The organism is Deltaproteobacteria bacterium (assembly GCA_011773515.1).
Lineage (GTDB): Bacteria > Desulfobacterota > Deferrimicrobia > J040 > J040 > WVXK01.
In genome coordinates this window covers 15,918-29,254 of record WVXK01000001.1, presented here as the reverse complement: position 1 = coordinate 29,254, position 13,337 = coordinate 15,918, and the positions used below count along the sequence as shown (strand labels likewise).

Here is a 13,337-nt window from a genome sequence, read left to right as displayed (position 1 = left end):
TGATATTCCTTGTACCCGAAGACGTACACGGTGGTGGCCATGACGTAGCCCGTGGCCGAAAGGGGAACGCCGGCGAAGAGCCCCCAGCCCAGGAGAATCCCCCAGGGATATTCATTCGAGGCGTGGGTAACGGTTGCAAGGCCACTGGTGAACCTGAGCACCATGAGGGGAACGCCGACGCAGAGCACGAACATGGCAAAAGCGTTGAAGGGGGTCATGAGGTTCCTCATATAGTCCGTCAGCGGCATGCCCATGAAGAGCTTGTCCATGAAGCGGGCCGGAAAGGTTTCCGTTTTCACCACAGAGTCTTCCTTCATTTTTCATCCTCCTTACCGTTCGTTCGGGTTTCCCCGCCGTCGCCGGCATGCATCTCGCCTTTTCGGTTCATGGCTGAATAGCAGAGCCCCAGGATTGCCGGCCACAGGATGAGCACGAGGGGGACGGCGGAGAGAAATCCCTTCGTCTGTTCCACGAGGGGGGTGTCGGGCAGGTCCGTCGGAAAGTCGAGCTGCCCGAAGGGTGCGCCGGCTATGTAGAGCCAGCCCGTCCCGCCTGCTGTGTGCTCCCCGTAGATCTGGTCCAGGTACCTGTCGGGGTCCCTCGAGATCTTCGCCCTGGCGAGCTTGACCAGGTCTTTCCTTTTGCCGAAGGTTATCGCTTCCACGGGACAGGCTTTCGCACAGGCCGGGACGCCTCCTCTCGTGATTCTCTCGTAACACATGGTGCACTTGACCACGCGGGGCTCGAAGGCGCTCTCATAGTCGTATGCGGGGGCGTAGAAGGGACAGGCGATCATGCAGTACCTGCAGCCGAAGCAGAGGTCGGCGTTGTAGAGGACCGCTCCTTCGGGGGTTTTTCTGTATGCCCGGACAGGGCACGCGGAGGCACATGCGGGCTCGTTGCAGTGGTTGCATTGAACTTTCCGGTAGATCGGCTCTCCCCGGTCTTTCGGGTTTTCGTATCTGTTCACTACCGTGTATGCGCTGGCCGTGGGCCGCCGTTTCTCTGCGAATACGGATTTCGCGTCGAAAGGAACCCCCGGGGCCGGCAGGCTGTTTGCCTCGTTGCAGGCCCGCTCGCAGCTCCTGCAGCCCACGCACTGCGAGAGATCTGTGAGCATTCCCAGGCGGTTGGGCCATCCCTCCAGCTTCTTATAGGCGATGGCTTTCGACGGGGTGGCCACGAGGGCAGAGCCTCCCGCTGCGGTGACTGTCTTCAGAAAATCCCTCCTGCTCCACTTCACCCCTGCGCCATCTCCTTTCTTTCCCCTGCTGGTTTTCACACCTGCTTTTTTCGTTTCCTTTCCCATAGAGGGCCTCCTCTTTCCGTGACAGTTTTCACCTAGTCCATCCTTCCTGCCGCCTCTTCTCTTCTTTCGTGGCAGAGTTCTGTGCACCCTTTGGGATCGCCCCCGATGCCGCTCACGTCCCGGTGGCAGCTGAAACAGGCGCGGTGGTAGGCGGCCTTGAGCCCGGGCATGTTCAGCTTCCCCGGTTGAAAGGACTCTGCGTGGCATGTCTTGCACGGGGAAAAGCTGCCTCCTGCGGCAGACTGCTGGAATGCCGACGGGTCGATCTCGTGGCACTTTCTGCACGAGAGCGTCTTCTCCGTCCCGTGCTGATGATGGCAGTCGCCGCACCTGTCAGCCATATCCACGTGTTCGGCGTGGTCGAAGGTGACGGGCTCGAACTTGTCGCTGATGCTGCCGAGGACGATCACACCGGGCATGGCGCTGACCGCCGCATCGTCCCCGGAGGCTTGCGTGTAAGAACCGGTGATGGCGCCCGAAAAAGTGATCAGGCAGACACACAGGCTGATCGTGAAAGCGGTGATAGTTTCTCTTTTCATGGATCCGGCCTCCTTCCCGGTACGTGCATCCCGTCACTGATTTTCACGTTTCGCATCATCTTCCTCTTCCGCTTCCTCCTCCACGGGCCTCTTCTTCCCCCTCTTCCTGCCGGCAAAGTAGGCCTCCTGGGGCCTCCACCCGAAGGAGACGTTCTTCCCTGCGGCGTTGAGCAGGGATTCCAGCCCTCCGATCGCCATGTTCAGAACCTCGATGCCGACGGCATAGCAGAAGATGAAGGGCAGGCACACCACGTAAAAGAGCCCGATGAAGGGGGCGGCGATGATGCTGCCCGCCGTTTTCAGGGCATTTCTCAGTCCCGATGCCTTCATGAAATCGAGGTCTTCCCGGGTCTCATGGAGCAGCGTCCTGAAGGGTCTCGGTTTCAGGACCTCCAGGTAGAGGATGAAGGCGACGATGAACAGAACGGAAATGATGTACTCGACTCCCTTGACGTGTGTGAGGAAATCCAAGAGCGTATGCATGGTTTACCTCCTTTTTTTTCGCTTTTTGATCCTCCCGGTTTACGCCCGGCAGGGGAGAAAGAGCTCATTCAGCGACCTTTCCCTTTCCGTTTTCCTTCCCTTCCCTCTTTTTCTTCCCCGCCAGGTATGCCTCCGTGGGCCTCCAACCGAAGGAGATGCTCTTGCGAAGCTGGCTCAAGATCCCGCCGAAGGCCCTCTGGCCGACCACGGATACGGCGTTCACCACGCCGATGACGGGGAGGGCGAAAATGTAGAGCCCGCCCAGGACCATCCCGAAGGGAAAAAGAAGCACGAAGGGGATCCGGTAGTAGATGTTTTCCTTCCCGCCCGGAAGCGTGCTCTCGCCTTTCAGGTGGATCATCGAACCGTTTTCGGCATTCCAGTACGTGCCGCCCCTTACCTTGTGTCCTCCCGAATGCCTCACCATGTCTCTCACCTCCTTTCTTCTGACGTGGCCGCATCATCGCGGGGGGAGTGCTTTCGCTTATCGCCTCTTCTCCCGCCTGCGATTTTTTGTTTTCTCCACTCCATGATTCCACTATAGGAGAAGGCAAAAATACCGACAATTGGGATAAATACCTATTTTTCGGGGAAATAGTCCCTATGCGGGGGTAAAAGTTGTTGTAATATTGGAAAATTGCTTTCGGAGGGCCCCTGTGAGCCTCTGTCTGCGCTCTGCAGGGGGCATGGCCACCCGGGCAGGCAGGGGGCGTATGCCAGAGCCGCGAATACCCCTTCGCTGCATAACCGCATGAGGCGGGATGGTCAGCGGAGCATGCTCTCGGCGATTCGTATGAGTTCGATCGGCGGCGCTTTCAGGAATACGTGGATCGTGTAGTCCCCCTCGGCCCAGGAGATTATGCTGCAGGGCCCGCCGCCCGGGCATGAGCCGACTTCGAGCAGGGCTTTTCTTCCCTTCAGGTCGTAGCCGACCTTCTCTTTGACCTCCTCTATGCCGATCCTGCTGTCCGGGTTGAAATGGGGGGCCTTCGCCTGGGTGATGATGAGCGTTGCCTCCCCCTTCTCTATGTCGCGGAACTCCATCATCAGGCCCGGAAAGGGTTTTCCCTGGGCCAGTATCTCCGAGGGGGGCCACCGGATGGTCTGGGGAAAGTAGGAGGGAATGTGGAGGTCCGCTATCTTGAGCGATCCCTGAACCTCCTCGATGCTGGCGTACCTCCTGATGATGTCTTTGTCCAGGGCGAGAGGGACCCAGTTCAGGATCTTTAAAGCCAGGATCAGGACCCCCACCGCCAGCAACAGGGAAAAAATGCGAAGGAGCCTGTTCTTGAAGGATTTTTCCTCCATCGTCCTCACACGATAAAGTAATTTATCCACGCCACGAGTGCGATCGTCGCGGCAATTTTGAGCCAGGAGTTTCCCGGGTCTTCCTTTTCTTTGGATTCGAGTCTCGTGATCCTGCTCTGGATGAGCAGGATGTGGCTCCTCTCCTCGAAGGTTTTCTCCCCCCGTCCGAGCTCCTTCATGCTGATCTTCCCCCCGCCGTGATCGGGCAGGTAGAGCCTCTTGAGCGTCTCGGCGAGGACCGAGGGCTTCCCCGTTTTCATCACCGCCATATCGTCGCATATCTTCTCCTCTTCCTGGACGACCCTCCTGAACTCGAGGAGGACGACGGGGTTGAAGAAGAGGATGACCCTGAAGAGGAAGACGACCAGCAGGAGGGGCTTTTTGTTCCTGTCGATGTGGGCTATTTCGTGGGCCAGGGCCGCCCGCAGCTGCTCGGTGTCGAGCGATTCCACAAGGCCCCGGGACAGGTAAATGGAAGCATTTTTGCCTGTGGTCGAGTACAGGAGCAGGTCTTCGTCGTCGAGGACGAAAAAGTTCGGCTTCTCTCCCGGCAGGCTTTCCAGGACATGCCGGACCTGCGCCTTGCTTCCCCCGTCTTCCCCATGTGCGTTTTTCTGGGGGGCGAGGAGGTGCCGGATGATGGGAAGCGCCTCCTGGAAGAAGAAGATGCACGAGGTGACGAGCAGGAGAAGGATAAAAACAGCGTGCCCGGGAATTTTGCCCAGGATCTCCAGGGTAAGCCACCTGTTCATGTCGAAGAGGGCCCCGAGGCGGAAGGAGAGGTTCCTTCTTGCGGGGTTGATCAGCTGGTACGCGGGAAAGGCTGCGAGGGGGAATATGATCGCTAGGTAGTGGAACTTCTGTTTCAGGGCCGGACTCTTGATGCGCCACGACTTTATGGCCCTGTGGACGATAATTGCGGTGATAAATGTGTGGCTGAATGACTGGGCGATGAACAATCCGATATATGATTCGAAAAATCTTGAAAGGTCCATAGAGACCGGTTTCAGTAGATTTTAAAAATATAGTACATCAAAGTGTTGCTATTATACAGGGCAAATCAGGCCCGCTGACCCCGGCGAAGCGGCTGCCGGGGCGGGCCCTCCCTGCCAGAGTCTCTCGCCGGTTTCCCCTGTTCAAGGTGCGGCGGGTTTTTGCCGAAAAGAATACCCGGGAGCAATCAATCGGTCTCTCCGGGGGGATTGTTTCCACGCACTATCTGCGGAGGTAGCAGGGCTTGTCGAGACAAAAGGGTTCGATGCGCAGGAAATCGATCGTCGAGAGATTTTCCATCGTTTTCGCCATACTCTACGTGATACCGATGCTGGTCTCCCTCTATCTCCTTTTGCCCTTCCTGGAACTCGAAGGGAAGGCGGCGCAGGTTACCTTCCTCGTTGTCTTCCTGGTCCTCCTCGGCCTTGCGGGCCGCCTGATCCTGCGGGCGATCGTAAAGTCCCTGGTGGATACGGTGGACGACGTGGAGGCCGTCGCATCGGGTGATTTGAGCAGGCGTGCGCGGCCCTCCTCCGGCGATGAGCTGCATGACCTGGCCAATAATGTCAACAGGATAACGGAGAGGCTCCAGAAAAACATCGAAGACCTGCAGAGCTCGAAACAGCACATACAGACCCTTTTGAGCCACATTTCCCGGGCCGTCGCGTCTCCCGTCGAGATCGACGGCCTGCTGACGGTAACCCTCTCGAGCATGGTAGATATCATCGGGTACAGGAAGGGGGTCGTGACGGTCATCGGCTCGGAGGGAGAGTTCCGGATCATTTCCCACGTCGGCCTCTCCCCCGGCGAGGAGTCCTCTTTCCCGGTGGCGGGAAAGGAGCTGCTTGGCCGGGTCATCGATTGCGCTCGCCCCCTGGTTCTTCACCGCGGCCGGGACGGCGGCTGGAAGGAAAGGGGGCTGCGCGAGTTTCAGCGGTTCTTCGGGGACAGCGTGTCCGTTCCCCTCATCAGGTCCTACACGGTGTTCGGCGTACTGACGGTTGCGTCGGGACGGGGTGATTCTCCCGGAAGCGAGGGGTCCGATGCGAAGTGCAGGAAGATAGGCGGGGACGATGTCCTGATGCTTCAGAACCTTGCCGCACAGGTAGCTACCGCTATCGACAATGCGGAGCTGCGCAAGAGCATGGAGAAGACCTATTTCGAAAGCATCTCCTCGCTTGCCGCGGCCGTCGAGGCGAGGGATATCTACACGAACGGGCACTCAAAGAGGGTGTCCGAACTCTCAGGGGGCATAGCCGCGCAGTTGCGGTTGCCCGAGTACGTCGTAAAGCTGGTAAAGGAGGCATCGCTGCTGCACGATATCGGGAAGATCGGCATACCCGACACCATCCTCCACAATTCCTCGCGCAAATCGCCCGATGACTATTTCGAGGTCATAAAGACCCACCCGGTGATCGGCGAGAACATCGTGAAGCCGATGCACTCGCTCAGGAGGCTCTGCCCCGGCGTCCGGCATCACCATGAGAGAGTTGACGGGCACGGGTATCCCGACGGCCTTTCCGGGGATGCCATCCCGATCGAGGCCCGGATCATGGCGGTCGCCGATGCCTTCGATGCGATGACGTCGGACCGGCTCTACCGGAGCAGCCTTTCCCGGAAAGAGGCGGTCCAGCAGTTGTGGAAAAATGCGGGGTTCCAGTTCGACTCCCAGTGCGTGAAAGCGCTGCTCGCCCAACTCAGGGATGATTCGGCGGTGAAAAACCTCAGGGTCGGCGGCACCGAGATCATGCACGATTCGCCGGGAGCGTCATCTCCACGACCGTGAGCCGTCGCCCTGCCGGGCGATACCCGTCCTTCCGGGCCCGCGCCGCCCTCCCCTCCCCAAATTTTATACTATATAATATTATGTGTAACCGCTTTGATCCCCGACGTATCCCTTTAACGTGCACGAATATGGACAGGAGGCCGTCATGCTTCGATTCAAGATCCTGAAGGATGAAAAAGGCGAGGATGTGTACGAGATCGACTCCGGCGGTTTTGAACTGCTCCACAATCCCGTTCTCAACAAGGGGGCTGCATTTGCCCACGAGGAGAGGAGGCTTTTTCGGATCGACGGGTTTTTACCGAGCGCCGTTTCCACGCTCGAGCTCCAGGTCTTGAAGAGCTATGAGAACTTCTCTGCGAAGCGGTCCGACATGGAAAAGTACATATTCCTGCGGTCTCTCCAGGATAGGAACGAGACGCTCTTCTACGCGCTCATCCTCGACTACCTCGAGGAGATGATCCCGATCGTGTACACACCCACCGTCGGTCTCGCCTGCCAGCAGTACAGCCACATATTCAGGTTTACCCGGGGGATATTTCTCTCGCCCGACAACATCGACAGGATCGACGACATATTTGAGTCCCTCCCGTACAAGAACGTGGAGATGATCGTCGCGACCGACTCGGAGGGTATTCTCGGGATCGGGGACCAGGGTGTGGGCGGTATGGGCATTCCCATCGGGAAACTGTCGCTCTACGTTGCCGGTGCGGGGATAAATCCGGCCAACTGCCTCCCCGTTACCCTCGATGTGGGCACCAACAACGAGGAACTCCTGGACGACCCCATGTACGTCGGCATCAGGAGCGAGAGGCTGCGCGGGGACGAGTACTTCGCCTTTATCGAAAAGTTCGTCCGTGGGGTGCAGAAAAACTTCCCCGACGCGATTCTGCAGTGGGAGGATTTCAGCAAGCAGAACGCCTTCACCCTTCTCGACACGTACCGGTCGGACCTGCCGTCGTTCAACGACGATATACAGGGAACGGGGGCGGTGACCCTGGCCGGCATAAGCGGGGCGATGAGGATCAAGGGGGAGAAGCTGAGCGACCAGGTGTATGTGGTTTACGGTGCCGGTGCGGGGGGTATCGGCGTGACGCGGCAGATCTGCAGCGCCCTCATAAGCGAGGGGCTCTCGGAGAAAGAGGCCAAGGAGCGCATCTACATCCTGGATAGCAGGGGCGTCCTCTACGAGGGCAGGGGGGGCCTCGACGAGTACAAGAGGGAGTTCGCGCGAAAAGCGGATTTTGCCGGGGACTGGGACCTTCAGAGTCCCGGAAGAGTTTCCCTCATGGACGCGGTAAAGAATACACGGGCAACGGTCCTGATCGGCCTCTCCGGTGTCCCGGGGTCTTTCGGCAGGGAGATCGTCAGGGCCATGCGCACCCACTGCGACCGCCCCGTCATTTTCCCCCTTTCCAATCCCACGAGCTCCGCCGAGGGGCGGCCCGAGGACGTGTACCGGTGGACGGGCGGCGAGGCGGTCGTCGCCACGGGGAGCCCCTTTCCCGATGTGGACTACAAGGGGAAGGTGTTCATCGTCGGCCAGGGGAACAACGTCTTCATATTCCCGGGAGTGGGCCTGGGCGCCCTCGTCGTCAGGGCGGAGGTGATAACGGACGAGATGTTTACCGTGGCGGCGAAGCGGCTGGCCGAGCTGGTATCACCCTTCCGGCTCGATTTGAACTGTGTCTACCCTGCCATTACCGATTTGCGGGATGTCTGCCGGGAGGTGGCCATCTGTGTCGCGCAGAAGGCGATCGAGCAGAACGTGGCGAGGAATCCGGTGGACCCGAAACGTCTCGGCGATATCGTTGGCTCCCGCATGTGGCTGCCGCGCTATGCCCGGTACACGAGGGGCACCGGCCATGTCGATTAGCAGGCGGGCCGGGAGGGGGTCCGGAACCCATGGGGATTGAGACGGCACTTTTCGCTGCGGCAAACTTCCCTGCCCACGGCAGTATCCGGGGACGTGGGGACTGCTCCCGCGGGGCTGGTCTTTGGGGGCTTTCGCCCTCTTTGCCGCGGATATCCGCGAGAAAAGGTCTATACTGAATCGTATGGGATACACGGAGCTTTTCAGGGACAGGAAATTTCGGTGGTTGCTGGCAAGCCTGGCGGTGGTGTTCCCCCTGGAGATCCTCTCCTTTTTCGATATCCGCCCGCCCCTTTCAATCATGGTTCCCTTCGCCATCGCCATGATACTGGTCTTCGGGAGGGGAGTCATCCGGAGCGGCCTCAGGGGTCTGGCCCGCTTCGACTTTTCGAACATCAACCTCCTGATGACGTTGGCGATCATCGGCGCCGCGTACCTGGGCCATTTCGATGAGGCCGTGGTCATCGTTGTCCTCTTCTCCCTGGGAGAGACGCTCGAGGAGTTCGGCGTGAAAAGGAGCCGGATGGCCATCGAAAGGCTCGTGGAAAGGATTCCCCTGCGGGCTACCGTGCGGGGCCGCAAGGAGAGCGTCCCCGTCGACCAGGTGGAGGTGGGGGCGGTCATCGTGGTCCGGCCGGGGGAGCAGATACCGCTGGACGGGGTCGTTGTCGCCGGCGGATCCCTGGTCGACGAGTCGGTGATCACGGGGGAGCCCCTTCCAAAAAACAAGTTCCAGGGGGACACGGTGTACGCGGGGTCCATGAACGGGCAGGGGTACCTGGAGATCGAGGTGGAAAAGGCGGCAGGCGAGACGACCCTTGCGCGCATCATCGAGCAGACGACGGAGTCGATGGAGAAAAAGTCCAGGGCACAGCGCTTCATAGAGAAGTTTGCCCGGTACTACACGCCCTCGATGCTCGCCGCATCCCTTGGCCTCGTCCTTATTCCCGTTGCCCTTTTCCGGCAGCCCTTCGAGCCCTGGTTCGTGCAGTCCCTCACCCTGCTCATCATCTCCTGCCCCTGCGCGCTCGTGATCTCCACCCCCGTGGCGATATTCTCGGCCATCGGCAACGTCACGTCGAGGGGGGCCCTGGTCAAGGGCGGGCGGTTCATCGAGGAGATGGGGAGGGTAAGGGCAATCGCCTTCGACAAGACCAGGACGCTGACGAGAGGTGAGCCCGCCGTCGCCGACATCATACCGATGGATGGCTTTACCGTCGAGGAGGTCCTTGCCTGCGCGGGCGGCATAGGGGCCTTCTCCGAGCACCCCGTCGCACGGAGCATCATGTCCCGCGCCGAATTGATGGGCCTTGACCACCACCGCTTCGAAAACTTCCAGGCCGTCCCGGGCAAGGGCGTCAAGGGGGAGTGCACGGTATGTTACGACGGCCACCACTGCATGGGGAGCCTGCGCTTTGTCACGGAGGAGCACGAGGTGGGGGAGGAGGTGGTGAGGAAGGTGGAGGAGCTGGAGAGGGAGGGCAAGACCACGATTGTCATCACCGACGAGAAGAGGGTGAAGGGGATCATCAGCGTGGTGGACGAGATCAGGGAGGAGAGCTTACCCCTCGTTTCCCGGCTCAAGGAGATGGGAATAGTCCCCGTCATCCTCTCGGGGGACAACCGCTCCGCGGCGCGGCACGTGGCATCCGAACTCGGTATCGGGGAGGTCAGGTGGGGGCTTCTGCCCGAGCACAAGGTGGCGGAGGTAACCGGCCTCGTCGAGCGCTACGGGCACGTCGCCATGGTGGGCGACGGGATAAACGACGCGCCCGCCCTTGCCGCCTCGTCGGTGGGCATAGCCATGGGGGCCATCGGGTCGGACCTGGCCATCGAAAACAGCGATATCGCCCTCATGAACGATAACCTGAACCTGGTGGCCTACCTTGCGGACCTGGGCAGGGCCAGCATCGGCAAAATCCGGCTCAACATCACCTTCGCCGTCGCCGTCAAATTTCTCTTCCTGGCTCTTGCCGTGGGAAGAATGAGCAACCTGGCCATGGCCATATTTGCCGACGTGGGCGTGACCGTTCTCGTAATCGTCAACAGCCTCAGGCTCTTCGGCTACTCCCCGCCCCGGGGGGGGCGGCCCGCGCCTCCCGAGACCGGGTAGGCAGGGGGGAGTCCGGAAGGGGAGGGCCCCTGCCTTCTTTTCCCGTTCCATGACAAAAGAGTTGACCGCACACGACAGCCTATTTAAACTATTGGTAATATAGATAATTGAGCACACACGGGAGGAGACCATGAAGGTTTCAAAAAAATTCGAGTACGCCCTCCGCGCCCTGCTCTTTATGGCGGGCAGGGAAAACGAAAAGACGTTTCTTATCAAGGATATCGCGGAAGCGAACGGCATCCCGAAGAAGTTCCTTGAGCTTATCCTTCTGGATCTTAAAAACGCCGGGATTCTGACGAGCAAACGGGGCGTGTCAGGCGGCTACCGATTTTTCGTCCCCCCCGCGGAAGTCACGGTGCTCGACGTCTACCGCGCGATCGAGGGAGAGGTGGAGCCAACGGAGTGTATCCGCCTGGGCAACGTGGAGTGCGAGACGGCTGTCTCCCCCGAGTGTTGTGCCATTCGCTCCCTGATGGGGGGGATCAAGGAACTCATCGAAGAGGAGATGGGAGCGTGGAGCATCAAAAAGATGGCCGACCATGATCGGGAGCTGCGGGCCAGGTCGGCGGAAAACTTCGTGTTTCACATATAGTGCGGTGGGGCCGTGAACAGGCTGCACGGGAAGAAACCGGAAGGGAGGTCGTTTCATGAGGTACGCGTCTGACGTAACGAAACTGGTGGGAAATACCCCTCTTGTGAAGCTGAACCGGGTGACGGACGGGGCGGATGCGACGGTTCTCGCGAAACTCGAGTTTTTAAACCCCCTGGCAAGCGTGAAAGACAGGATCGGCGTCTCGATGATCGAGGCGGCCGAGTTCGACGGGACGATCAACGCCGATTCGGTCATCATCGAGCCCACGAGCGGCAACACGGGTATCGCCCTCGCCTTCGTCTGCGCCGCGAAGGGCTACCGGCTCGTGCTCACCATGCCGGAGACCATGTCCATCGAGCGCAGGAAGGTGCTGCTGGCCCTGGGCGCCGAGCTCATCCTGACGCCCGGCACCGAGGGGATGAAGGGAGCCATCAAGAGGGCCGAGGAGCTGGCTGCCGAAACGCCCAACTCCTTCATCCCGCAGCAGTTCGAAAACCCTGCTAACCCCGAGGTCCACCGGCGCACGACCGCCGAGGAGGTATGGCGGGACACGGACGGAAAGCTCGACATCTTCGTGGCGGGAATAGGGACGGGGGGCACGATCACGGGGGTCGGGGAGGTGGTCCGGTCCCGGAAAAAGGATGTCCGGTTCGTGGCCGTCGAGCCCGTCGACTCACCGGTCCTGTCGGGCGGCAATCCGGGGCCCCACAAGATTCAGGGCATCGGCGCGGGCTTCGTCCCCGGCGTGCTCAATACCGGCATCTACGACGAGGTGATCACCGTCACCAACGAGAACGCCATGCAGGTGTCCCGGAGGCTTGCGAAGGAAGAGGGGTTGCTCGTCGGCATATCGTCGGGGGCCAACACGTGGGCGGCGCTCCAGTTGGCCCACAGGCCGGAATCTGCGGGCAAGCTGATCGTCGTCGTCCTGCCCAGCGCCGGCGAGCGGTACCTGACGACTGAGCTCTTCGATTTCCCCGATTGACGGGGAAAGGCCCCCTTTGCCCCGGCAGGGAAAATCGGCGGCACATAGCCGACGTAGGTGGTGCAATCTGCGCCGCGTTCCGTTAAATTAAAAACGTTACCCTCCGGGCAGGGGGCACGCCGCCGTGAGCCGGGGGCGCTGCACCCCGCCGGATGGACAACTAAACAGTGTGATGTGCGAAAGTGGGGCCCGCATGCACGAAACCCTCCATATGAAACCCGCCGTTTCGGTCCTGATGCCCGTGTACAACGCCGCCTCCACCCTTCCCGCGTCCATCGGAAGCGTTCTTGGCCAGACCTTCTCCGATCTCGAGCTTATATGCGTCGATGACGGGTCGACGGACGCAAGCGCCCGGCTGATCGGGGAGGCGCGGAGAAGAGATCCGCGGGTCAGGCTCATACGCGGCCGGAGGCGGGGGATCGTCGCCGCCCTCAACCGGGGGCTCCGGGCCTGCTCCGGGACCTACGTTGCGAGGATGGATGCGGACGACATCATGGATGAGGAAAGGATCGAGCGTCAGCTCCGCTTTTTCAATGAGGCGGGACAGTTTGACCTGATAGGGGCGAGGGTGAGGATGATCAGCGACTCGGGGTTCCTCTCCTCCGGCGTCGTGCGCTACGAGGGGTGGAGCAACTCCCTGACCGAACACGATGATATTGTCAGGGAGATATTCGTCGAGTCGCCCCTGGTGCATCCCACCTTTTTCCTCGGCAAGGAGTACTACGAGAAGATGGGCGGGTACCGGGGCAGTCCCTGGGCCGAGGACTACGATTTGATACTCCGGGCGTACCTGGCAGGGGCCAGGTTCGGCAAGGTGCCCGAGACGCTCCTTCTCTGGAGAGATTCCGCGGGGAGGCTGATCCGGAACGATGCCCGCTGCAAGAGGGAAGCCATGTTCCGGGCGAAGGTTCACTACTTCGTGAAAAAGGGGCTGCTGGAAAAGAGGCGCTCCGCCGTGATCGCGGGGAGCGGACCCTCGGGCAGGGAGGTGGCGCGACTTCTTCTTTGCGAAGGGGTGACCATCGCCTGCTTCGTCGACAACCGGGAGGACCCCGGGAGAAGGACCGTGATGGGCATCCCGGCCTTCGGCTTCCCCTCGCCGGCGCCGGAGGGATTTTTCCGTGCCTTTGCAGGCTCCTACTTTATCGTCTGCATCGGTGATGACGCGGGGCGAAGGGATTTCGTAAGCGGCCTCGAGAGAGCCTCGCTCCGTCAGGGAAAGAATTTCATGCGGTTTCTCTAGGGGTGCTGTATGACGCGGCTCGCCGCTCCGGTGAAACTGATCGCCGGGATACTCTACCGGGATGAGGGCTTTTTCGGGGAGGCCCTTCGCGCCCTCGAGGAGATCTTCTCCCCTGC

The 13,337-nt window shown here is 60.4% G+C and carries 13 protein-coding genes; 6 read left to right on the top strand and 7 right to left on the bottom strand.

The genetic code is table 11. The annotated features are described in order from the left end of the window. From GTN70_00145 to GTN70_00115, 7 genes are all read right to left on the bottom strand, one after another. Positions 1-317: hypothetical protein (locus tag GTN70_00145; GenBank protein ID NIO15415.1), on the bottom strand; the 317-nt coding region annotated here is incomplete at its 3' end. After that, a complete protein-coding gene (locus GTN70_00140) occupies positions 314-1,309 on the bottom strand; it encodes a 4Fe-4S dicluster domain-containing protein (GenBank protein ID NIO15414.1) in 996 nt (331 codons plus the stop codon). The genes GTN70_00140 and GTN70_00145, both read right to left, overlap by 4 nt. A 32-nt stretch (positions 1,310-1,341) precedes the next feature. After that, entirely contained in the window at positions 1,342-1,848 is a 507-nt protein-coding gene (locus tag GTN70_00135; GenBank protein ID NIO15413.1) for a hypothetical protein, read from the bottom strand. A 33-nt stretch (positions 1,849-1,881) separates the two neighbouring features. Further along, positions 1,882-2,331, bottom strand: a complete 450-nt coding sequence (locus GTN70_00130; GenBank protein NIO15412.1) for a hypothetical protein — start codon at positions 2,329-2,331, stop codon at positions 1,882-1,884. 64 nt (positions 2,332-2,395) lie between these two features. Then, positions 2,396-2,758: a hypothetical protein gene (locus tag GTN70_00125; GenBank protein NIO15411.1), complete on the bottom strand. Its 363-nt coding sequence runs from the start codon at positions 2,756-2,758 to the stop codon at positions 2,396-2,398. A 338-nt stretch (positions 2,759-3,096) separates the two neighbouring features. Next, positions 3,097-3,639 carry a hypothetical protein gene (locus tag GTN70_00120; GenBank protein NIO15410.1) on the bottom strand — a complete coding sequence of 181 codons (543 nt, stop codon included), beginning with the start codon at positions 3,637-3,639 and terminating at the stop codon, positions 3,097-3,099. Between the two features lie 5 nt (positions 3,640-3,644). Next, positions 3,645-4,634: a M48 family metalloprotease gene (locus GTN70_00115; protein NIO15409.1), complete on the bottom strand. Its 990-nt coding sequence runs from the start codon at positions 4,632-4,634 to the stop codon at positions 3,645-3,647. 242 nt (positions 4,635-4,876) lie between these two features. Here GTN70_00115 and GTN70_00110 point away from each other — a divergent pair, with 242 nt between their 5' ends. From GTN70_00110 to GTN70_00085, 6 genes are all read left to right on the top strand, one after another. Further along, entirely contained in the window at positions 4,877-6,418 is a 1,542-nt protein-coding gene (locus tag GTN70_00110) for an HD domain-containing protein (GenBank protein ID NIO15408.1), read from the top strand. 145 nt (positions 6,419-6,563) lie between these two features. Then, positions 6,564-8,291, top strand: a complete 1,728-nt coding sequence (gene maeA / locus GTN70_00105) for an oxaloacetate-decarboxylating malate dehydrogenase (GenBank protein NIO15407.1) — start codon at positions 6,564-6,566, stop codon at positions 8,289-8,291. Positions 8,292-8,472: 181 nt separating this feature from the next. Next, entirely contained in the window at positions 8,473-10,401 is a 1,929-nt protein-coding gene (locus tag GTN70_00100; GenBank protein ID NIO15406.1) for a heavy metal translocating P-type ATPase, read from the top strand. Positions 10,402-10,531: 130 nt separating this feature from the next. Further along, positions 10,532-10,993 (top strand): Rrf2 family transcriptional regulator, encoded by a 462-nt coding sequence (locus tag GTN70_00095; GenBank protein NIO15405.1) that lies wholly within the window; start codon positions 10,532-10,534, stop codon positions 10,991-10,993. 55 nt (positions 10,994-11,048) lie between these two features. After that, a complete protein-coding gene (cysK, locus tag GTN70_00090; protein ID NIO15404.1) occupies positions 11,049-11,978 on the top strand; it encodes a cysteine synthase A in 930 nt (309 codons plus the stop codon). 193 nt (positions 11,979-12,171) lie between these two features. After that, a complete protein-coding gene (locus tag GTN70_00085) occupies positions 12,172-13,221 on the top strand; it encodes a glycosyltransferase (protein ID NIO15403.1) in 1,050 nt (349 codons plus the stop codon). The last annotated feature ends 116 nt before the right edge of the window (positions 13,222-13,337 follow it).